General features: G+C 71.6%; 18 protein-coding genes. 10 read left to right on the forward strand and 8 right to left on the reverse strand.

From position 1 onward, the window contains the following. Nucleotides 1-129: 129 nt before the first annotated feature. The 5 genes from NLX86_RS29840 to NLX86_RS29860 are packed head-to-tail and all read right to left on the reverse strand — an operon-like array spanning nucleotide 130 to nucleotide 5,626. Nucleotides 130-1,440 carry a DUF58 domain-containing protein gene (locus NLX86_RS29840; RefSeq protein WP_254374928.1) on the reverse strand — a complete coding sequence of 437 codons (1,311 nt, stop codon included), beginning with the start codon at nucleotides 1,438-1,440 and terminating at the stop codon, nucleotides 130-132. Continuing rightward, on the reverse strand, nucleotides 1,440-2,423 hold the full coding sequence (locus tag NLX86_RS29845) for a MoxR family ATPase (protein WP_254374929.1): 984 nt from the start codon (nucleotides 2,421-2,423) through the stop codon (nucleotides 1,440-1,442). The genes NLX86_RS29840 and NLX86_RS29845 overlap by 1 nt, the downstream gene beginning before the upstream one ends. Further along, nucleotides 2,420-3,631, reverse strand: a complete 1,212-nt coding sequence (locus NLX86_RS29850; RefSeq protein WP_254374930.1) for a DUF4350 domain-containing protein — start codon at nucleotides 3,629-3,631, stop codon at nucleotides 2,420-2,422. Before NLX86_RS29850 ends, NLX86_RS29845 begins: the two co-directional genes overlap by 4 nt. Continuing rightward, complete coding sequence (locus NLX86_RS29855; protein WP_374213991.1) at nucleotides 3,628-4,320, reverse strand: DUF4129 domain-containing protein; 693 nt, start codon at nucleotides 4,318-4,320, stop codon at nucleotides 3,628-3,630. Before NLX86_RS29855 ends, NLX86_RS29850 begins: the two co-directional genes overlap by 4 nt. A gap of 4 nt (nucleotides 4,321-4,324) precedes the next feature. After that, on the reverse strand, nucleotides 4,325-5,626 hold the full coding sequence (locus tag NLX86_RS29860) for a glycerophosphoryl diester phosphodiesterase membrane domain-containing protein (protein WP_254374931.1): 1,302 nt from the start codon (nucleotides 5,624-5,626) through the stop codon (nucleotides 4,325-4,327). Between the two features lie 146 nt (nucleotides 5,627-5,772). On the opposite strand from NLX86_RS29860, the gene mtnA reads away from it, so the two are divergent. From mtnA to NLX86_RS29895, 7 genes are all read left to right on the forward strand, one after another. Then, nucleotides 5,773-6,927: an S-methyl-5-thioribose-1-phosphate isomerase gene (gene mtnA / locus NLX86_RS29865; RefSeq protein WP_254374932.1), complete on the forward strand. Its 1,155-nt coding sequence runs from the start codon at nucleotides 5,773-5,775 to the stop codon at nucleotides 6,925-6,927. A 4-nt stretch (nucleotides 6,928-6,931) separates the two neighbouring features. Beyond that, nucleotides 6,932-7,621 carry an MtrAB system response regulator MtrA gene (gene mtrA, locus NLX86_RS29870; RefSeq protein WP_205375139.1) on the forward strand — a complete coding sequence of 230 codons (690 nt, stop codon included), beginning with the start codon at nucleotides 6,932-6,934 and terminating at the stop codon, nucleotides 7,619-7,621. A gap of 1 nt (nucleotide 7,622) precedes the next feature. After that, a complete protein-coding gene (mtrB, locus tag NLX86_RS29875; protein ID WP_254374933.1) occupies nucleotides 7,623-9,704 on the forward strand; it encodes an MtrAB system histidine kinase MtrB in 2,082 nt (693 codons plus the stop codon). Further along, nucleotides 9,694-11,523 (forward strand): LpqB family beta-propeller domain-containing protein, encoded by a 1,830-nt coding sequence (locus NLX86_RS29880; RefSeq protein WP_374213992.1) that lies wholly within the window; start codon nucleotides 9,694-9,696, stop codon nucleotides 11,521-11,523. Before mtrB ends, NLX86_RS29880 begins: the two co-directional genes overlap by 11 nt. A gap of 114 nt (nucleotides 11,524-11,637) precedes the next feature. Then, nucleotides 11,638-12,351 carry a ComF family protein gene (locus NLX86_RS29885; protein WP_254374934.1) on the forward strand — a complete coding sequence of 238 codons (714 nt, stop codon included), beginning with the start codon at nucleotides 11,638-11,640 and terminating at the stop codon, nucleotides 12,349-12,351. A 260-nt stretch (nucleotides 12,352-12,611) separates the two neighbouring features. Then, nucleotides 12,612-13,301, forward strand: a complete 690-nt coding sequence (hpf, locus tag NLX86_RS29890; RefSeq protein ID WP_254374935.1) for a ribosome hibernation-promoting factor, HPF/YfiA family — start codon at nucleotides 12,612-12,614, stop codon at nucleotides 13,299-13,301. A gap of 214 nt (nucleotides 13,302-13,515) precedes the next feature. Continuing rightward, nucleotides 13,516-14,271: a response regulator transcription factor gene (locus NLX86_RS29895; RefSeq protein ID WP_254374936.1), complete on the forward strand. Its 756-nt coding sequence runs from the start codon at nucleotides 13,516-13,518 to the stop codon at nucleotides 14,269-14,271. Here NLX86_RS29895 and NLX86_RS29900 read toward each other — a convergent pair. After that, nucleotides 14,264-15,526 carry a winged helix-turn-helix domain-containing protein gene (locus NLX86_RS29900; RefSeq protein ID WP_254374937.1) on the reverse strand — a complete coding sequence of 421 codons (1,263 nt, stop codon included), beginning with the start codon at nucleotides 15,524-15,526 and terminating at the stop codon, nucleotides 14,264-14,266. The two genes, NLX86_RS29895 and NLX86_RS29900, sit on opposite strands and share 8 nt — an antisense overlap. Nucleotides 15,527-15,577: 51 nt before the next feature. Beyond that, nucleotides 15,578-16,162, reverse strand: coding sequence for a GNAT family N-acetyltransferase (locus NLX86_RS29905; RefSeq protein ID WP_254374938.1), 585 nt, complete (start codon nucleotides 16,160-16,162; stop codon nucleotides 15,578-15,580). Between the two features lie 221 nt (nucleotides 16,163-16,383). Here NLX86_RS29905 and secA point away from each other — a divergent pair, with 221 nt between their 5' ends. Next, nucleotides 16,384-19,209, forward strand: coding sequence for a preprotein translocase subunit SecA (gene secA / locus NLX86_RS29910; RefSeq protein WP_254374939.1), 2,826 nt, complete (start codon nucleotides 16,384-16,386; stop codon nucleotides 19,207-19,209). 507 nt (nucleotides 19,210-19,716) lie between these two features. Here the strand turns inward: secA and NLX86_RS29915 are convergent. Beyond that, nucleotides 19,717-20,127, reverse strand: coding sequence for an Rv3235 family protein (locus tag NLX86_RS29915; protein WP_254374940.1), 411 nt, complete (start codon nucleotides 20,125-20,127; stop codon nucleotides 19,717-19,719). 276 nt (nucleotides 20,128-20,403) lie between these two features. Here NLX86_RS29915 and NLX86_RS29920 point away from each other — a divergent pair, with 276 nt between their 5' ends. Further along, nucleotides 20,404-20,910, forward strand: coding sequence for a hypothetical protein (locus NLX86_RS29920; RefSeq protein WP_254374941.1), 507 nt, complete (start codon nucleotides 20,404-20,406; stop codon nucleotides 20,908-20,910). Nucleotides 20,911-20,945: 35 nt separating this feature from the next. Then, nucleotides 20,946-21,608, forward strand: a complete 663-nt coding sequence (locus NLX86_RS29925) for an HAD family hydrolase (protein ID WP_254374942.1) — start codon at nucleotides 20,946-20,948, stop codon at nucleotides 21,606-21,608. Nucleotides 21,609-21,702: the final 94 nt, after the last annotated feature.

Raw genomic sequence — 21,702 nt, forward strand, 5'->3', positions numbered from 1 at the left:
CTGTGGGAGAGTAGGACGCCGCCGAACAATCATTGTGGGAAAGCCCCGCACCTTATGGTGCGGGGCTTTTCTGCGTTGTGGGGCAGTTGAGAACGGGCAGTTCAGGCCCCGGCACTGCCCTTTCTGCTTTCAGAGGCGGCCTGCGGCCTTCAGGGCGAGATACGCGTCCGCCAGTGCCGGGGCGATGTCCTCCGGAATGGCGTCGACGACGGTGACGCCGTGGCGGATGAGCTGCTGGGCCGTGCGGCGGCGCTGCTCCTGGGTGCGGGCGCCGGCCGCGGCTTCGTACACCGCGTCCACCGTGCCCCGGGCCTTTGTCATCTCTTCGATGTGCGGGTCGGCCACCGAGGCCACGAGAAGCGAATGGCGCTGGGAGAGCTGCGGGAGTACCGGCAGCAGGCCCTCTTCGATGGGGGCGGCGTCGAGGCTGGTCAGCAGGACGACCAGAGACCGGCGTGGGGCGCTGTTCAGGATGGTGGAGGCCAGGCCCCGCGCGTCGGTTTCGACGAGTTCCGGTTCGAGCGGGGCCATGGCGTTGACCAGGGCCGGGAGGACGTCGCCGGCCGAGCGGCCCTGGACCAGGGCGCGGGTGCGCCGGTCGTAGGCGAGGAGGTCGACGCGGTCGCCCGCGCGCGAGGCCAGGGCCGCCAGGAGCAGTGCCGCGTCCATAGCAGCGTCCAGGCGTGGTGCGTCGCCCACTCGGCCCGCTGACGTGCGGCCGGTGTCGAGGACGATGAGGATGTGCCGGTCGCGTTCCGGGCGCCAGGTGCGGACCGCGACCGTCGTCTGGCGGGCGGTCGCGCGCCAGTCGATGGAGCGGGTGTCGTCACCGGGGACGTAATCCCGCAGGCTGTCGAACTCGGTGCCCTCGCCGCGGGTGAGCACGCTGGTACGGCCGTCCAGTTCCCGCAGGCGGGCGAGTTTCGAGGGCAGGTGCTTGCGGCTGGTGAAGGGCGGCAGGACCCGGACGGTCCAGGGGATCTGGTGGCTGCCCTGGCGGGCCAGCAGGCCGAGGGGTCCGTACGAGCGGATGGTGACGCGCTCGGCCCGGCGGTCACCCCGGCGGGTGGGGCGGAGCCGGGTGGTGACCCGGCGGCGTTCGCCGGGCGGGACCGTCAGGCGGTTCCGGGAGGCCTCCGCCTCCGTGCCGGGCGTCCAGCTGCTCGGCGGCCAGGCGTCGCGGAGGTGGGCCCGCAGTGTGCGGCGCGAGGTGTTGGTGACCGTGAGCTGGACATCCGCGGGTTCGCCGAGGCGCACCGAGGTGTCCCCGGAGCGGGCCAGCTTCAGGCTGCGTACCGGGGCTGCCAGGGCGAAGTCGCAGGCGCAGGCCAGGGCCAGGGGCCCGTTGACCGCGAGGATGCCCGTCCAGCTCGGTTCGAGGAAGCCGACGGGGAGGGTGCCGAGGGCCGCCAGCAGGGCGGCGCGTCCGGTGAGGGCCATCAGCGCGGGACGGGGACGTGGGCGAGGATCGCGTTGATGACGGAGTCCGCCGTGACGCCCTCCATCTCGGCCTCCGGACGGAGCTGGATGCGGTGGCGGAGCGTGGGGAGGGCGAGGGCCTTCACATCGTCGGGGATGACGTAGTCGCGGCCGGTGAGCCAGGCCCAGGCACGGGCGGTGGACATCAGGGCGGTGGCTCCACGCGGGGAGACGCCCAGGGTGAGCGAGGGGGATTCGCGGGTGGCCCGGCAGATGTCGACGACGTATCCGGTGATCTCGGGGGACACGGCGGTCTTGGCCACGGCGGCGCGGGCGGCTTCGAGGTCGGCGGGGCCGGCGACCGGGCGTACTCCTGCCGCCTGCAGATCGCGCGGGTTGAAGCCCTCGGCGTGCCGGTTCAGGACGTTGATCTCGTCGTCTCGGGAGGGCAGAGGGACGGTGAGCTTGAGGAGGAAGCGGTCGAGCTGGGCTTCGGGGAGGGGGTATGTGCCTTCGTACTCGACGGGGTTCTGGGTGGCGGCGACCAGGAAGGGGTCGGGCAGCATGCGGGGTGTGCCGTCCACGGTGACCTGGCGCTCTTCCATCGCTTCGAGGAGCGAGGACTGGGTCTTCGGGGGCGTGCGGTTGATCTCGTCCGCGAGCAGGAGGTTGGTGAAGACCGGGCCGGGCTGGAAGGAGAACTCCGCGCTGCGGGCGTCGTAGACGAGCGAGCCGGTGACGTCGCTCGGCATCAGGTCCGGGGTGAACTGGACGCGCTTGGTGTCGAGTTCCAGGGCAGCGGCGAGGGCGCGGACCAGCAGTGTCTTGGCGACGCCGGGGACGCCCTCCAGGAGGACGTGTCCCCGGCACAGAAGCGCGACGACGAGACCGGTGACGGCGGGGTCCTGGCCGACCACGGCCTTCCCGATCTCGGTGCGCAGAGCCTCCAGGGAGGAGCGGGCGTCGTCCGCGTTGTCCGCAAGGTCACTGGTCCGGGCGCTCATGAAGTGCGTACCTCTCTTTCGAGGGCGTCGAGTTGGTCGGCGAGGGCGATGAGAGCGGTGTCGTCGGCGGGGGTGGGGCCGAAGAGGAGGGCGCCGAAGTCCCGTGTTGCGTGGGGGAGTTGGGCGGAGAGGGCGGGGAGGAGCGTGTCAGCCGTGTGGGCCTGTGCGGTCGGTACGCCAAGAAGGAGCGCGAGGCGGGAGCGGGTGGCCGAGCGCAGTACGTCGGCGGCGCGGTCGCGGGCGTTGGCCTTGCGGTACAGGCGGGCGCGGCCTTCGGTCGACTCGGACGCGCGGATGGCGACGGGGAGGCGCTCGGTGACCAGAGGGCCGAGCCGGCGGGCGCGCCACAGGGCGGCAAGGGCGGCAGCGAAGGTGAGTTGGAGCAGGCCCCAGAGCCAGCCGGAGGGGATCAGGTCGGAGAAGCTGCGGTCGCCGCCTTCGCCGCCCGCTTCGGTGGCCGAGGGGTCGGCGAGCGAGGGGAGGTACCAGACGAGGTGAGGGCGGGATCCGAGGAGCTGGAGGGCGAGTGAGGCGTTGCCCTGGTCGTCGAGCCGGTCGTTGAGGAGGATGTCGCGCGAGCCGAGGACGACGGTGTCGCCGCTGTGGCCGGCCGTGAGCCGGAGCAGGGTGGGGCGGCCGGCGCTGGGGTAACAGGCGTCGGCGGCGTTGCCGGCCGTGTAACGCAGGCCCCCGGTTTCGGCTTTGCCCGCGCGGGTGGCGGCGGGCAGGGCGCAGTCGGGTTCGAGGGTGGCGTCGGTGGCGGGGTCCTCGGCTCGTACGCCGGGCGCGAGCACCCCGAGCGAGGGCGCGCCGGGCTCGATCAGGACGGTGCGGCCGCCGGAGGTCTCGGTGGCGGCGCGCAGGGCCTCCTGCTGAGGCTCGGTGAGCAGGTCGGGGGTCGTCAGGAGGAGGGTCGCGTCCGGGCCGGCCGCGGCGACGGCCTCGTCGGTGGTGGTGACGACGCGGGTGGAGACTCCGCGGTCCGCGAGGAGTTCTGCGACGGCGCGGCTGCCGTAGCGGTCGGCGGACCGGGGGTCGAGGGCGCCGTGCTTGTCTCCGGAGTTGACGGCGGCGAGGACGATGCCGGCGAGGAGCAGGACGGCCAGCGCGGCCAGCAGGCCGCGGGAGCGGGTCCACACCTGGCGGGGGGTGGGGGAGACCGATGTGGTCGGGGAGACCGACGTGGTGGGTGAGGTGGCCTCGGTCATTCGACGGCTCCTCGGTCCGCGCCGCTGAGTACCGGCTTTGTGCGCTCCAGGGCGAGGTCGAGGTCGCGCAGCCGGAGGTAGGCCGGCTCGTCGGCGGCTCGGCCGCCGTAGGTGACGTCGTCGAATGCGCGGGCGGCGGCACGCAAGTCCTCGGCGTGACCGGGCAGCGGGCCGGCCGCTTCGGCGGCCGCCTCGTCGGCGGTGCGGCCGGGGCGGGGGTCGAGCAGGGTGCGTTCTTCCAGGGAACGGACGACGGCGCGCATGCGTTCCTGGACGGCCTCGGTCCACCGGTGGGCCTTGGCGTGCGCCTCGGCTGCCGTACGGTGCTCCGCCGCGCTGCGCGGCCGGTCGTCGAAGAGCACGCCGCCGAGGGCCGCGGTGCGGCGCGGGGTGCCCAGCCGCCACCACAGGGCGACGACGAGGAGGACGGCCAGCAGCACGATCACGAGCAGGCCCAGCGTGCCTCCGGGGGTCGCCCGGGAGGCGGCGCTGAACAGCTCGTCGACCCACTCCCAGAAGCGGCTCAGGGCGCGCTGGAAGAGGCCGGGGTCGTTCTCGTGGTACATCGGCTTGGACAGCTCCCGCTCCGCCGCCTCGCGGGCGGGTACGCGTGGATCCGTCACCGGCGGTTCCTCTCCGCCGGGCAGCAGTGTGGCCATGGCCGTCGTGACGCCCCCCGTCGTACTCACCGCATCAGCTCCCCGCGGCGGTGCCGGGCGGGGGAGTGTCCGCGTAACCCTGGAGGCCGGCGGCGCGGGCGAGTTCGAGGTCGAGGGCTTCGCGGCGGATGCGCTGGTCCATGTAGAGCAGGGCGGTGACGCCGGCGCTGATGGGGAACGTGATGGTGAGGGCGACCACCGAGCCGATGCCGCTGATGATCAGGAACGCCCAGGTGAACTCGGTGGTGCCGTTGACGAAGGAGTCCATTCCTCCGCCGCCGAGGACGAGTCCGAGGAGGAAGAACGGGACGACGATGATCGCGTTCACGATGCCGGTCAGGATGTTGGCGAGCAGCCAGATGCCGAAGGTGCGCCACCAGGAGCCGCGGACGAGCTTCGCGGAACGCCTCATGGATGCCAGTACGCCCTGCTTCTCCAGCATCAGAGCGGGGGAGGCGAGGACGTAGCGGATCCACAGCCATACGGCGACCGGGACGGCGATGAGGAAGCCCGGCACGCCCAGTTCCCAGGAGCGGGTCAGGATGCCGGGCAGCACGCCGACGGTGAAGATCGCGACGATCATCACGATCAGGAGCAGGGTCAGACCCACCAGACGCGGCAGCCGGGACCGGGACTCGCGCCAGGCCTCGCCGATGGTGACGGACCTGCCGAGTACGGCGCGGCTGATGACCATGGTGAGCATCGCGGTGGCGAGCACCGTCCCGAACAGGGCGATCAGTTGGGCGATGACGTCGCTGGCCGCGCTGTTGCCGAGCTCGCTGAACGCTTCCCCGGCGTCGGACGACGTGGTGCCCGCGGCGTTCAGCTCTTCCAGTGCGAAGCCCTGGACGAGGACGACCGCGAGCTGCGTGATCAGCGCGACGCCGAGGGAGATGCCGAGGACGGTGCGCCAGTGGGCGCGCATGGTGGAGACGGCTCCGTCGAGGATCTCGCCGACGCCGAGCGGTCGCAGGGGGATGACGCCGGGCTTGGCCGCGGGTGGCGGGCCGCCCCAGCCGCCGCCCTGGTACGGGCCGCCCCAGCCGCTCTGGGCGCCCCGGCCGGTGTGGGCGCCCTGGTACTGGCCGCCCCAGCCGGGTGCGGGCTGCTGCGGCGTGGGGCCCGTGCCGGGGGCACCGGGCGCGGACCACTGGCCGGCCGGGGGCTGCTGCTCGGACCACTTCGACGGCTGACCTGACTGACCGGACTGACCGGACTGATCGGTCTGACCGGACTGGCCGGACTGGTCGGCGGGCTCGGCAGGACCGGGCACATCGGGTTCCTGGCCGTCCGAGGGTGCGGATCCGGGCGAGGCCCAGCCCGGAGTGTCGTTCATCGTCGCTCCTTCGCAGTGCCCGTCCGCGGGCGCGGCGGCAGTGTGGCAGCCATCGTGCCATGTGGCGCCCCGGCGCGGACCGGCCCCTGTATCTCCATCTCCTTCGCACCTTCAATTGTCGGTGCTTCACCATGCAGACTGGGCGAATGGCTGATCAGTACGCGCAATCCCCGGTGGGCGGAGAGCCGCCGTCCCTTCCAGTGCTGCGTTGGGAGGAGCCGCCGGAGGGACCGGTACTGGTGCTCCTCGACCAGACCCGGCTGCCGGCCGAGGAAGTGGAACTGGTGTGTACGGATGTACCTGCGCTGGTGCAGGCGATCCAGTCCCTCGCCGTACGCGGGGCGCCTCTGCTGGGCGTCGCGGGGGCATACGGTGTCGCGCTCGCCGCGGCACGCGGTTACGACGTCGAGGAGGCGGCCGGGCTGCTGGAGCAGGCGCGGCCCACCGCGGTGAACCTCGGCAGCGGGGTCCGGCGGGCGGCGGCCGCGTACCGGACGGCGGTGAAGGACGGTGCGGGGCCGGAGCAGGCGGCGGCCAGTGCCCTCGCGTCCGCACGGTCGCTGCACCGGGAGGACGCCGAGGACAGTGCGCGGATGGCGAGGCACGGTCTGGCGCTGCTGGACGAGCTGCTGCCGGCCGGCGGGCACCGCATACTGACCCACTGCAACACCGGGGCGCTGGTGTCGGGCGGCGAGGGCACGGCGTTCGCGGTGGCGCTCGCGTCGCACCGGGATGGGCGGCTGCGGCGGTTGTGGGTCGACGAGACGCGCCCGTTGCTGCAGGGCGCGCGTCTGACGGCGTACGAGGCTGCGCGGCACGAGATGGCGTACACCTTGCTTACGGACAGCGCGGCGGGCTCCCTGTTCGCCGCGGGGGAGGTGGACGCGGTACTGATAGGGGCGGACCGGATCGCCGCGGACGGTTCGGTCGCGAACAAGGTCGGCAGCTATCCGCTCGCCGTGCTGGCGGGCTACCACCATGTGCCGTTCATTGTCGTGGCACCCACCACGACGGTGGACCTGGACACCAGGGACGGGGCGTCCATCGAGGTCGAACAGCGGCCGGGGCAGGAAGTGACGGAGTTCACCGCTCCGCACGTTCCGCTTCCGGCGGCCGGGACGGAGGCAGGAGGTGGGGTGCCGGTGGCACCCCTGGGAACGCAGGTGTACAACCCTGCCTTTGATGTGACGCCCCCGGAACTGGTGACGGCGATCGTCACCGAGGAGGGTGTGCTTTCTCCTGTGACAGGTGCAGGGCTCGCCGAGCTGTGTGCCAGGTCACGTCAGGTAACGATTAGATAATGGGATGATGTCGATTATGAAGGGACGTGTCCTTGTCGTCGACGACGACACCGCACTGGCCGAGATGCTCGGCATTGTGCTGCGTGGAGAAGGTTTCGAGCCGTCGTTCGTAGCGGACGGCGACAAGGCCCTGGCCGCATTCCGGGAGGCCAAACCGGACCTGGTGCTGCTGGATCTGATGCTGCCCGGACGGGACGGCATCGAGGTCTGCAGGCTGATCAGGGCGGAATCCGGTGTGCCGATCGTGATGCTCACGGCCAAGAGCGACACCGTGGATGTGGTGGTCGGTCTGGAGTCGGGGGCCGACGACTACATCGTCAAGCCGTTCAAGCCGAAGGAGCTGGTCGCCCGGATCCGGGCGAGGCTGAGGAGGTCGGAGGAGCCGGCGCCCGAGCAGCTGGCGATCGGTGACCTCGTCATCGACGTGGCCGGTCACTCGGTGAAGCGGGACGGGCAGTCGATCGCCCTGACCCCGCTCGAGTTCGACCTGCTGGTGGCGCTTGCCCGTAAGCCGTGGCAGGTATTCACTCGCGAGGTGCTGCTCGAACAGGTGTGGGGGTACCGGCACGCCGCGGACACGCGGCTGGTCAATGTGCATGTCCAGAGGCTGCGCTCGAAGGTCGAGAAGGACCCGGAGCGGCCGGAGATCGTGGTGACGGTGCGTGGCGTGGGCTACAAGGCCGGGCCGAGCTGACATGGCCTCCGGCAGCGCTGCTCCGATGCCCGGGGAGCCGGGAGTGAACAGGGGGCGGCCTGCCGACCGCGCGGGCAGGAGCTCTTGGTACGGACGTGTACTGCGGGGACGCCGGCTGCTCCGGGACGGCGCGACCGGCGGCCCTGTGCTGCGCCTTTTCGCCCGCTGGGTGCGCAGGCCGCTGCTGCCGGCCGTGCGGCTGTGGCGGCGGAACATCCAGCTCCGGGTGGTCGCAGGCACGCTGCTGATGTCCCTGGGCGTGGTGCTGCTGCTCGGATTCGTCGTCATCGGGCAGGTCAGCAACGGCCTGCTCGACGCGAAGGAGGAGGCGGCGCAGAGCCAGGCCGCCGGCGGCTTCGCGGCCGCCCAGGAGAAGGCGAACACGCCCGGCCCCGGTGACGACCAGGAGGGCGGCGCCGGGGACGCCAAGGCGGCCCGCAGCGCCACCTGGATGTCCAACCTGGTGGTCGAGCTCGCCAGCGGTGGCCAGAACGCCTTCAACGTGGTGGCCCTCGGATCCGAGTCGGAGGACAAGACCTCGGGCATCCGGGGCCTGCGCGCCTCCGGCAACGTGGATCCGGTCGCCAGCGTGCCCGAGGAGCTGCGGAGCGCCGTCGACAGCGGGACAGGCCCGTACCAGACCTTCACGAAGATCCAGTACGTCGTGCCGACGGAGGCGGAGGCGGAGCCCGCGCTGATCGTCGGCAAACGGCTCAGCGACATCAACGGAGAGCCGTACCAGCTGTACTACCTCTTCCCGCTCGCGCAGGAGGAGGAGTCGCTCACCCTGGTCAAGGGCACCCTCGCCACCGCCGGGCTGTTCGTCGTCGTGCTGCTCGGGGCCATTGCCTGGCTCGTGGTGCGGCAGGTCGTCACGCCCGTAAGGATGGCTGCGGGAATCGCCGAACGGCTGTCCGCCGGCCGTCTTCAGGAGCGGATGAAGGTCACCGGTGAGGACGACATCGCCCGGCTCGGTGAGGCCTTCAACAAGATGGCGCAGAACCTCCAGCACAAGATCCAGCAGCTGGAGGACCTGTCCCGGATGCAGCGCCGTTTCGTCTCGGACGTCTCGCACGAGCTGCGCACCCCGCTGACGACGGTACGGATGGCCGCCGACGTCATCCATGACGCCCGCGAGGGCTTCGACCCGGTGACCGCCCGCTCGGCCGAGCTGCTCGGAGGGCAGCTGGACCGGTTCGAGTCGCTGCTGTCCGACCTGCTGGAGATCAGCCGGTTCGACGCGGGTGCGGCGGCGCTGGAGGCCGAGCCGATCGACCTCCGCGAAGTCGTACGGCGGGTGATCGACGGCGCCGAGCCGCTCGCCGAGCACAAGGGCAGCCGGATCCGGGTGACCGGGGACAAGCAGCCCGTCATAGCCGAGGCCGACGCCCGGCGGGTGGAGCGCGTCCTGCGCAACCTGGTCGTCAACGCCGTGGAGCACGGCGAGGGCCGGGATGTGGTGGTGCGCCTGGCCTCCGCCGGCGGCGCCGTCGCGGTCGCCGTACGCGACTACGGCGTGGGACTGAAGCCCGGTGAGGCGACCCGCGTGTTCAACCGCTTCTGGCGGGCCGACCCGGCGCGCGCCCGTACCACCGGTGGTACGGGACTCGGCCTCTCGATCGCCGTCGAGGACGCCCGGCTGCACGGCGGATGGCTCCAGGCATGGGGCGAGCCGGGCGGCGGATCGCAGTTCCGGCTGACCCTGCCGCGTACGGCGGACGAGCCGCTGCGGGGCTCGCCCATTCCACTGGAGCCCGAGGACTCGCGGCGCGGACGCGAGCGGGCCGGCGCAGAGGCAGCCGCGGCGGCATCATCGGCGGCGCACGCGGGCGCCGGCCGGCTCGGCACCGTGCCGGCGCAGCCGGTCGGCGACCGGCCCGTACCGGCCGGTCCGTCGCGGGTGCCGATCGCGCCGCGGCCGATCGTGCCGCGTACGGCCACACCTTCGGCGGATCCGACGGCCCTGCCGGGCAACGGTGCCCGGGTGGTGGCGCGGACGCCGGGCGAGCGCCGGGGCGCCGAAGCGGCTCCGGGCGCGGACACGCACGTACCTGACGGGGAGGACATCGCTCGTGGACGCTGACCGGCGCCGGCTGTTCCGGAGGCGTCCCTGGCAGACGCCTGCCCTGCTCGGCTGCAGCGGCCTGCTGCTCGCCGGCTGCGCCTCCATGCCGGACAGCGGGGAGGTGCGGCCCGTCCAGGCGTCGCAGGGCGCCGACTCGCAGGTGCGGGTCTTCGGGGTGCCGCCCCGGGACGGCGCGCAGCCCGCGCAGATCGTGGACGGCTTCATGGAGGCCATGGCCAGTGACGATCCGCAGCTCGCCACCGCGCGCAAGTACCTGACGAAGCGGGCGTCGAAGGCGTGGAAGCCGGGGGCCGGCGTCACCGTGCTCGCCGCCGCACCGGGCAGGCAGCCCGAGCGGAGCATCGACAAGGAGTCGGTCGGCGCCCGCTTCAAGCTGACCGGCAAGCAGGTCGCCGGGGTGGACGAGCGGCGTGCGTATCAGCCGCAGGCGGGGGCGGGCGACTACGAGGAGCATCTGCAGCTCGTCAAGGACGGCAAGGAGTGGCGGATCGACGCGCTGCCGGACGGCCTGGTTCTCGCCGAGTCCGACTTCCAGCGGATCTTCCAGCCCGTCAACAAGTACTACTTCGCGGCCGACAAGCTCGTCGCCGACCCTGTCTACGTACGGCAGCGTCAGGACCCCGAGTCGCGGATGGACCCGATGACTCAGACGGTCAAGGCACTTCTGGAAGGGCCGACCAAATGGCTGGCCCCGGTGGTCACTTCGAGCTTCCCCACGGGTTCGGGGCTGAAGCCGGGCACGACGACGCTGACGTACGGCGGTCAGAACGTGCTGAAGGTGCCGCTGAACGACAAGGCTTCGAACGTCGCTCAGACCCAGTGCACGCGGATGGCGACCCAACTGCTGTTCACCATGGCCGATCTGACGTCCTCGCGGGTCGACCGGGTGGAGCTGCTGCGCTCCGACGACTCGCCCCTGTGCGACGTCGACGAGGCGCTCGCGGAGGTGACGGCACATCAGGGCTCCAGGCGCGCCGATCACCAGTACTTCGTCGACAGCGAGCACCGCCTGGTACGGATGCAGGCGCGCCGCGACAGCGAGTCGAAGCCCGCGGCCGCCGAGCCGGTGGCAGGGCCGCTGACGAGCGCGGGCCTCCAGCTGAGCACCGTCGCGGTGGCCCACGACGAGAAGCGTGCGGCTGCGGTCCCCCTGGACCGGCGCTCGCTGTACGTCGCCTCGCTCACCACCGACGGGCCGCTGGGCAAGCCGGTGCTGACCAGTGCGGCCCGGCAGCTGTCCGCGCCGAGCTGGGACGGGCGCGGCGATCTGTGGGTGGCCGACCGGGACCCGGCGAAACCTGTGCTGTGGCGGCTCCCCGGCGGGACGGGAAAGCCGCAGGCGGTCGACGTGGCGGGGCTGGCGGGCGGCCGTGTCGAAGCGATCCGGGTGTCGGCGGACGGGGTGCGGATCGCGCTCCTGGTGTCGTCCAAGGACGGGCGCAAGACGCTGCAGACCGGCCGGGTGGAACGGCGCGGCAGCGGGAGCGCCGCGACCGTGTCGGTACGTGAGCTGCGGCCGGCGGCTCCCCGGATGGCTGATGTGACCGCCATGTCGTGGGCGAGCCGGGGCCGGCTGCTCGTGGTCGGCCGCGAGTCGGGCGGGCTGCTCCAGGTCCGCTACATGCACGCGGACGGCTCGGCCACGACTTCCGGGAACCTGCCCGGTGCCACGGGAGTGACGGCGATCGCCGCTTCGGAGGACGAGCGGCTGCCGGTCGTGGCGCACTCCGAGGAGGACGGGATCGTCTGGCTGCCGCCGGGGGCCCAGTGGAAGACCGTGGTGGAGGACGGGGCGGCGCCGGTCTATCCCGGCTGACCCACCCGCTCCGGCTGACCGCCCGCTGCTCGGTGTGCGGCCCGTGGCGGCCCTCGCGGCCCGCAGTTGTCCACAGGGGTGGCTGGACGGCTTACACACCGGCACAGTGGAGTCATGCGGGGGTGGTGGCAGGAGATCGCCGGCCTGGTGCTGCCGGTCGACTGCGGCGGCTGCGGCCTGCCCCGCACGGTGCTGTGCGAGGACTGCCGCGGCGCGCTGTGCGGTGCGCCGCCCCACCGGGTGCGGCCGGTCCCGGAGCCGGCCGGGCTGCCCGTGGTGCATGCGGCGGCGCCGTACGGGGACGCGGTGCGGGCCGTGCTGCTCGCGCACAAGGAGCGCGGCGCCCTCGGCCTCGCCGGGGTGCTGGGCAAGGCGCTGGCCGGGGCGGTACGGGCCGGGGTGCCGCATGCGTACGCGGGGGCGCTGGTACTCGTACCGGTGCCGTCCTCACGCAAGGCGCTCCGGGCCCGCGGGCATGATCCGGCCCGCCGGATCGCCCTCGCCGCGTCGGCGGAACTGCGGCGGACCGGGACGTCGGCACGGGTGGCCGCGGTGCTGCGCCAGCGCAGGGCGGTGGCCGACCAGTCGGGGCTGGGTGCCCGGCAGCGGCTGGCGAATCTGCGGGGGGCCCTGGACGTACGGGAGGGGTGCGGGAGGCTGCTGGAGGGCGGCCGAGTGGTGCTGGTGGACGATCTGATGACCACGGGTGCCTCACTGGCAGAGGCCGCACGGGCGGTCGCCGTGGAAACGCGCCTTCCGCCATTCGCACAGACGAGCGCAGCTGTGGTTGCCGCCCCTTCGCTGTCGTTCGGCATAAACCGGAACTGACAAAGATCTTGCTTCGTTCCCCGAGGTGAGAGGGAAAATACCCCCGATCGGAGGTACGGCCCGGTAGCGGGTGCCGACAACCGTCCGAGCGAGCTATGTTCGGTTGTGAGGAATGGCGAAATCGGTGGGGTGGAAGTCTTGCCGACGGGGGAGGAGGAGGTGAAAGTCGCCAAGTCCGAGACTCCGGTGAACACCGGAGTCTGGTGCAAGTGGGAGACGCTCCGCCGCTGTAGCGGAGCTATCCGGGAACGGAGTTCTGCGTGGACATCGTCGTCAAGGGCCGCAAGACCGAGGTGCCCGAGCGGTTCCGCAAGCACGTGGCCGAGAAGCTGAAGCTGGACAAGATCCAGAAGCTCGACGGCAAGGTGATCAGCCTCGACGTCGAGGTGTCCAAGGAGCACAACCCGCGGCAGGCAGACCGTTCCGACCGGGTGGAGATCACCCTCCACTCCCGCGGGCCGGTCATCCGCGCCGAGGCGGCGGCAGCCGACCCGTACGCGGCGCTGGACCTGGCCACCGGCAAGCTCGAGGCACGGCTCCGCAAGCAGCACGACAAGCGCCACACCCGTCGCGGCAACGGCAGGATCTCCGCCGCCGAAGTCGCCGACCGCGTCCCCGGCGCGGCAGTCCTCAACGGAAGCGGCGCACTCGCCCCCGCAGAGGAGCAGGAAGGCATCCCCACCACGAGGATCGGCTCCCTCGAGGTTCAGGGCGAAGGACCTCTGGTGGTCCGGGAGAAGAACCACGTGGCCGCCCCGATGTCGCTGGACCAGGCGCTCTACGAGATGGAGCTGGTCGGGCACGACTTCTACTTGTTCGTCGACTCCGAGACCAAGGAACCGAGTGTCGTCTACCGGCGGCACGCATACGACTACGGCGTCATCCACCTGACGACCGACCCGCTCGCCGCGGAAGCACCCCGTGGCGCGGGTGGTGCACTCGGCGGCTGACCGGCGATTGAACGGTCGCGGCAGCCGCGACGTACAGCATGGTGGTGGTGCCCCTGGAGCGCCCGTGCGCCCCCAGGGGCACCACCATGCGACCACTGGGGCACCGCGGCGGCGTCCCGGCATGAAATCATGGCGTGGCAAGCCAACCGGCGCGCTGTGTCCTCCGGTTGGCGGCGCACATGAACCAGGGCCATGGCCTTCAGGGGGAGGAACGATGGCGGACAGCTTCGGGCCGGTGCACGACGAGGCCGACATGAACGACGACGGCGCCGGCCTCGGCACCGGCCCGGACAGCGGCGGCTCGCGCGAGGAGCCGATCCGGGTCCTCGTCGTGGACGACCACGCCCTCTTCCGCCGGGGACTGGAGATCGTCCTGGCCCAGGAGGACGACATCCAGGTCGTCGGTGAGGCCGGGGACGGCGCGGAGGCGGTGGACAAGGCGGCCGACCTGCTGCCCGACATCGTGCTGATGGATGTACGGATGCCCAAGCGCGGCGGGATCGAGGCCTGCACCTCCATCAAGGAGGTGGCCCCCAGCGCGAAGATCATCATGCTGACGATCAGTGACGAGGAAGCCGACCTCTACGACGCGATCAAGGCAGGTGCCACGGGCTATCTCCTGAAGGAGATCTCCACCGACGAGGTGTCCACCGCGATCCGGGCCGTCGCCGACGGGCAGTCGCAGATCAGCCCTTCGATGGCCTCCAAGCTGCTCACCGAGTTCAAGTCGATGATCCAGCGCACCGACGAGCGCCGGCTCGTGCCCGCTCCCCGGCTGACCGAGCGGGAGCTGGAAGTGCTCAAGCTCGTCGCGACCGGGATGAACAACCGTGACATCGCCAAGGAGTTGTTCATCTCCGAGAACACCGTGAAGAACCACGTGCGCAACATCCTGGAGAAGCTCCAGCTGCACTCCAGGATGGAAGCCGTGGTCTACGCGATGCGGGAGAAGATCCTCGAGATCAGGTGAGGGCTTCGGCGAGCGCCTTCACCAGAGGCTCCTGGAGGCCGGCCGGGGCCACGCGCTCCAGACGAACGTCCGTGCAGCCGACCCAACTGGCCGCCTCGACCAGGGCTTCGGCCATCGGCCGGACGGCCTTGCGGCTCTCCAGCGAGACCTGCCGGGCCACCAGGGTCGTCCCCTCACGCGCCGGGTCCACCCGCCCCAGCAGCTGCCCGCCCGCGAGCAGCGGCATCGCGAAGTAACCGTGCATGCGCTTGGGCTTGGGTACGTACGCCTCCAGCCGGTGGGTGAAGCCGAAGATCCGCTCGGTGCGGGCCCGGTCCCAGATGAGGGAGTCGAACGGCGACAGCAGCGTCGTGCGATGCCGGCCGCGAGGCGCGGACCCGAGCATCGAGGGGTCTGCCCACCCGTCTCCCGCCACCGTCCTTCCAGCGAGGCCCTGCGCGCCGACCCTCCCCTTTGCAGGCTTGCCCCAGCCCTCGACCTGCACCGGCACCAGGCCCGAGTCCGCGATCACCGCGTCGACCTGCTCGCCCTTCAGGCGGTGGTAGTCGGCGAGGTCCGCGCGCGTGGCCACGCCCAGCGACTGCCCGGCCAGCCGGACCAGGCGGCGCAGGCACTCCGTGTCGTCCAGGTCGTCATGCAGCAGCGCGTCCGGGAGGGCGCGCTCGGCCAGGTCGTACACGCGCTTCCAGCCGCGCCGCTCGGTGCAGACCACCTCGCCGGTGTCGAGCAGCCACTCCACCGCGATCTTCGTCTCGGACCAGTCCCACCACGGTCCGCCGCTCTTCGCGCCGCCCAACTCGGTCGAGGTGAGCGGGCCGTCGGCCTTCAGCCGGTCGAGCACCGCCGCGCAGGAGCGGTCGGCGTCCTCCATCACATGCCAGCGGTGGCCGCGCGCTCGGCGGGCCCGCCGCCGGAAGGCGAAGTGGGGCCACTCCTCGATGGGCAGGATGCAGGCCGCGTGCGACCAGTACTCGAAGGCGTGCGCTCGTGTCGAAGACGCGCCCGTGGACGCAGTCGTCCAGTAGGCCGATTCGACCGCGGAGCGGCCGACCGCGCCCAGCCGGGCGTAGGGAATCAGCTCGTGCGAGCGCGCCAGCACCGAGATCGTGTCCAGCTGCACCGCGCCGAGGTGGCGCAGCACGCCGCGCACCCCGGCCCGCCGGTCCGGGGCGCCGAGGAACCCCTGCGCGCGCAGGGCGATCCGGCGGGCGTCGTCGGCGGACAGTACGAGGGAGGGCGGCGGCAGACTCGTCATGGGCCGAACCCTAGAGGCCACCACTGACAACGCCCCCTGAAGTGCGGTGATTCAGCTGCCGGTACGGGCGGCGGGCAGGTACGGGTGCTCGGTGGGCAGTCCGAGGTCGGACGGGAGCAGCGCCCCCACCCAGCTGTCACGCCGGGTGCCGTTGTTGAGCAGCCCCGACCGCTGGATGCCCTCGAGCCGGAAGCCGGCCTTCTCCGCGACGGCGCGCGAGCCGGCGTTGCCGACCTCGGCCCGCCATTCCAGCCGCTCCACCCCCAGCTCGGTGAAGGACCAGCGGGCCACATGCCGCGCGGCCTCCGTCATATAGCCGCGGCCGCGGTGCCGCTTCGCCGTCCAGAAGCCGATCTCCCACGTACCGGAGAGCGACCGCACGGTCACCGCGACGGACGCGGCGAGCTCGCCGGTGTCCTGGATCAGCACCGCCCAGGTGCAGGCGGAGCCGTCTCGCCAGCCGTCCGGGACCAGCTGTCCGGTGAAACCCTCCGCGTGCTCGCGCGCGTACGGGGACGGGATGGTCGTCCAGCGCTGGATCTCGTCGTCCTGGCAGGCCAGGAAGACGGCCTCGGTGTCGGCGGGCTCGAACGGGCGCAGCAGCAGCCGCTCCGTGGTGAGTGTCACGGTCTCCATCACCCGATTCTGGGCCGGTGCCGGGGAGCGGCGCCAGAAGTTTTGGGTACCCGCCCCGGGCACCTCACGCGGCGCAGCGTCGTTCTCCTAGTGCGGACCTCCCGGCCCGGGCGGGTCCTCGCTTACGATGGCGGTTGCGGTGGGGCCCACCTGCCGTGCCCGCACTGTGTTGAAACAGAACTCGACCGTGCCAGGCCCGACCGGCAAGGAGACCAGCCTCAGTGTCCGTCTTCAACAAGCTCATGCGTGCAGGCGAAGGCAAGATCCTGCGCAAACTGCACCGCATCGCGGACCAGGTCAGCTCCATCGAAGAGGACTTCGTCAAGCTCTCCGACGCCGAGTTGCGCGCGCTCACCGAGGAGTACAAGGAGCGCTACGCCGACGGTGAGAGCCTGGACGACCTGCTCCCCGAGGCGTTCGCGACCGTGCGTGAGGCCGCCAAGCGCGTACTCGGACAGCGCCACTACGACGTACAGATGATGGGCGGCGCGGCGCTGCACCTCGGCTATGTCGCCGAGATGAAGACCGGTGAGGGCAAGACCCTCGTCGGTACGCTCCCGGCCTACCTCAACGCGCTGTCCGGCAAGGGCGTGCACCTGATCACGGTGAACGACTACCTGGCCGAGCGCGACTCCGAGATGATGGGCCGGGTGCACAGGTTCCTCGGTCTCGAGGTCGGCTGCATCCTCGCCAACATGACGCCCGCGCAGCGCCGCGAGCAGTACAACTGCGACATCACGTACGGCACGAACAACGAGTTCGGCTTCGACTACCTGCGCGACAACATGGCGTGGTCGCAGGACGAGCTCGTCCAGCGCGGCCACAACTTCGCGATCGTCGACGAGGTCGACTCGATCCTGGTCGACGAGGCCCGTACACCGCTGATCATCTCCGGCCCGGCCGACCAGGCGACCAAGTGGTACGGCGACTTCGCCAAACTCGTCACCCGCCTGAAGCAGGGCGAGGCCGGCAACCCGCTGAAGGGTCTCGAGGAGACCGGCGACTACGAGGTCGACGAGAAGAAGCGCACCGTCGCCATCCACGAGTCCGGCGTCTCGAAGGTCGAGGACTGGCTGGGCATCGACAACCTCTACGAGTCGGTGAACACCCCGCTCGTCGGTTACCTGAACAACGCCATCAAGGCGAAGGAACTGTTCAAGAAGGACAAGGACTACGTCGTCATCGACGGCGAAGTCATGATCGTCGACGAGCACACCGGCCGTATTCTCGCCGGCCGCCGCTACAACGAGGGCATGCACCAGGCGATCGAGGCGAAGGAAGGGGTGGACATCAAGGACGAGAACCAGACCCTCGCCACGATCACCCTGCAGAACTTCTTCCGCCTCTATGGCAAGCTCTCCGGCATGACCGGTACGGCCATGACCGAGGCCGCCGAGTTCCACCAGATCTACAAGCTGGGCGTCGTGCCGATCCCGACGAACCGGCCGATGGTCCGCATGGACCAGGGCGACCTGATCTACCGCACCGAGGTCGCGAAGTTCGCCGCGGTCGTCGAGGACATCGCGGAGAAGCACGAGAAGGGCCAGCCGATCCTGGTCGGCACCACCTCGGTCGAGAAGTCCGAGTACCTCTCGCAGCAGCTCGCCAAGCGCGGCATCCCGCACGAGGTTCTCAACGCCAAGCAGCACGACCGGGAGGCGACGATCGTCGCCCAGGCCGGCCGCCGCGGCGCGGTCACGGTCGCCACGAACATGGCCGGCCGCGGTACGGACATCAAGCTCGGCGGCAACCCGGACGACCTCGCAGAGGCGGAGCTGCGCCAGCGCGGGATCGACCCGGAGGAGCACATCGAGGAGTGGGCGCAGGCCCTTCCCTCCGCGCTCCAGAAGGCCGAGGAGGCCGTCAAGGCCGAGTTCGAAGAGGTCAAGGAGCTCGGCGGGCTGTACGTCCTGGGCACCGAGCGGCACGAGTCGCGCCGTATCGACAACCAGCTGCGCGGTCGTTCCGGCCGGCAGGGCGACCCGGGCGAGTCCCGCTTCTACCTGTCGCTCGGGGACGACCTGATGCGCCTGTTCAAGGCCCAGATGGTCGAGCGCGTGATGGCGATGGCCAACGTGCCCGACGACGTGCCGATCGAGAACAAGATGGTGACGCGGGCGATCGCGTCCGCGCAGTCGCAGGTCGAGCAGCAGAACTTCGAGTCGCGTAAGAACGTCCTGAAGTACGACGAGGTGCTCAACCGGCAGCGCCAGGTTATTTACGGCGAGCGCCGGCGTGTTCTGGAGGGCGAGGACCTGCAGGAGCAGGTGCGCCACTTCATGGACGACACCATCGACGCGTACATCCAGGCGGAGACCGTCGAGGGCTTCGCGGAGGAGTGGGACCTCGACCGGCTGTGGGGCGCCTTCAAGCAGCTCTACCCGGTGAAGGCCACCGTCGAGGAGCTTGAGGACGCGGCGGGCGACCGGGCCGGCATCACCGCGGAGTTCATCGCGGAGTCCGTCAGGGACGACATCCACGAGCAGTACGACGCGCGGGAGCAGCAGCTCGGCTCCGAGATCATGCGTGAGCTGGAGCGGCGCGTGGTGCTGTCGGTCCTGGACCGCAAGTGGCGCGAGCACCTGTACGAGATGGACTACCTCCAGGAGGGCATCGGCCTCCGCGCGATGGCCCAGAAGGACCCGCTGGTGGAGTACCAGCGCGAGGGCTTCGACATGTTCAACGCCATGATGGAGGGCATCAAGGAGGAGTCCGTCGGCTACCTGTTCAACCTGGAGGTCCAGGTCGAGCAGCAGGTCGAGGAGGTCCCGGTGCAGGCGGTGTCCGACCGAGTGGGCGCGGAGAAGCGGTCGCTCGCCAAGGAGGACGCGGTGCCGGCCGGTGCGCGCCCCGAGATCCGCGCCAAGGGGCTCGGCGCCCAGCGCCCGGACCGGCTGCACTTCTCCGCACCGAAGGTGGACGGTGACGGCGGCATCATCGAGGGCGAGTTCGAGAACGGCGGCCCGGCCCGCTCAGAGTCGGACGGCATGACGCGAGCCGAGCGCCGCAAGGCCCAGAAGGGCGGCGCCCGCCGCCGCAAGAAGTAGGAAGCACGACCTGACGGCCGGGGCCGGACACCACAAGGTGTCCGGCCCCGGCCGCGTTGCCGTTTGCGTGTGCCTGGCGCTGCGGCCGCACGTCTGGCTGAGGGTCGGGCCACGTGCCCGGCCGTGCAGCCCGCTCGCGGCCTGCACGCGTTGCCCCGCCATGTACCCGTGCCGGCCGGACACCCGGCCGGCGGCCGGCTTCCTGGCCGCGTCGGCCGGCCCCGTGCTTGGCCGGGTTGCCGGCCGCATGGTCACGTGCCCGGCTGCCGTGCCGTGCCGTGCTGTGTTGCGTCGGCGTGGCCGTGTCGCCCGGCCGTGTGCGTGACCGTGCCGGCCGGGTTCCTGGCCGGAGCCGGGCAACCCGGCCGCTTGCTTGGCCGCGGGTCTGGCCGCCGCATGGTCGCGTGCCCGGCTGTGTCGCCCGGTGGCGGTCTGATCGCCTGCCTGGCCTCTTGCCGGCCGTGCTGCCCGATCGCGGCCTGCCGGGGGGCCTGGACGGCGGCGGCGTTACGCGGGCACGCGTCCGCCGCCCAGTTCCACCGCCGCGCAGCGCCAGCGCTGGTCCGCGCCCTGTTCCAGGCGGAACGCCATCGCCGTGACCCGCTCGCCCGCGCCGATCCTGGCGAACGCCTCGATCACCCCCGGCCCGGGGTGGAACTCCCCGCAGTGCCGCACCACCGGCATCACCCGCTCGGCTGGGCGCAGTGGGGCACCCGGCGCGAGTCGCACCAGTTGTTCGTAAGCCTCGCCGATGGTGTGGCCCAGCATCCAGTGCACCGGGCGCTGCCCGCTGAGCACGGCGAGCAGGCGGTCCGCGAACCAGTAGTGCGGCTTGTGCTGCCGGCGCGCGCGGGCCGTTGCCGCTGCGGTGCCGGGACGGCGCTGGTCGTGCCGTCCTGCGGGCCGGGTCCTGTCCATACCGATCGCCCCCGAGATGCCGGGCCCGGCGGAGTACCGGGCGGTAACTTCGTTGGTGATCTTCTATGGGGCCAGAGGCGGGTCGCAACGCGTGTCCCCGCAGGTGGCAGGGGCGGCCGATGTCACCTATCAGGGTGATGCGGGCCCTCAGGGAGCCGCGCACCGACGGCACCGGCGGCGCACGGTGGACGCCCGGTGCGTACCGGACCAGCACCCCGAAGGGGGACCGCCGCACGTATCCTGAGCCTGTCTCCCGACTACGGAAAGCGGCCAGTCATGCGCGTGTACGTCCCCCTGACCCTCCCCGGTCTCGCAGAGGCGCACAAGGCCGGCGAACTCGGTCCCGGCCCGCTGACCGCCTACGCGGTGACCCCCGCGCTGCGCGAGTGGTACGTCTCCGACGACATCGAGGAGCTCGAGTACGCGGCGCTGAGCCGGGCCGCCGCCGCCTCCCTCCGGCTGCTGGCCGGCGACCGCTCGGCCGCGCGCCGCCGGGTCGTCGTCGCCGTCGACGTACCGGACCAGCTGGCCGTGGCCGACCCCGACCGGGGTCTGGACGCCTCGGCGCTGGGCGAGGTGCGGATCGCTCCGGCCGTACCGCTGAGCAAGGCCGCGGCCGTACATGTGGACGCGTCCGACGCGGAGGCCGATGTGTCCGCGGCGGCGGAGGCGCTGGGCGCGGCGGACATGGGCGACGACGACGCGCAGTTCACGGTGGACGGCGCCGAGGACCACGAGCTGCTGTGGTACGGAGTTCAGGAGATCCCGAACCTCATCGGCTGACCCGGCCTGTCGGTCCCGGCGGGTACGGTCGTCGCATGGGGAAGTACGGGACGCACATCGTCTGGGACTGGAACGGCACGCTCTTTCACGACACCGACGCCGTCATCAACGCGACGAACGCCTCGTTCGCGGAGATCGGCCTGCCCCCGATCACGCTGGAGCGCTACCGCGAGCTGTACTGCGTACCGGTTCCGCGCTTCTACGAGCGGCTGATGGGCCGGCTCCCCACCGATGCCGAGTGGGTGGTGATGGACGAGGCCTTCCACCGGTACTACTGGGCCTTCGCCGAGACCTCCGGGCTGGCTCAGGGGGCCGGCGAGCTGCTCGCGGACTGGCAGTCGGCGGGGTTCACGCAGTCGCTGTGCTCGCTCGCCCCGCACGAGAACCTGATACCCATCGTGCGCACCCACGGCATCGAGGACCGCTTCATCCGGGTGGACGGCCGGATCGGGCCGTCGCACACCGGCAAGGCCGAGCACATGGTCCGCCACCTCGCCGCCCTGGAGGGCATCGCCCCCCACCGGATGGTCGTGATCGGCGACGCCGTCGACGACGCGGTGGCCGCCGCGCACGTGGGCGCGGGCGCGGTGCTCTACACCGGCGGCTCGCACAGCCGGGCCAGCCTGTTCACCGCCGGCGTACCGGTGGTGGACACGCTGGCCGAGGCGGTGGCGGTGGCGGAACAACTGGGCGGCTAGGGCGGCCTGGGCGGTCGCGGTCGCGGTGGCCGCGCAACTGGGCGGCCGGGGCGGCCTGCCGTTCCCCCTGGCAGGCCGCCCCGCGCCGGACCCG

It is taken from the genome of Streptomyces sp. A3M-1-3, assembly GCF_024213665.1.
Taxonomy (GTDB): Bacteria; Actinomycetota; Actinomycetes; order Streptomycetales; family Streptomycetaceae; genus Streptomyces.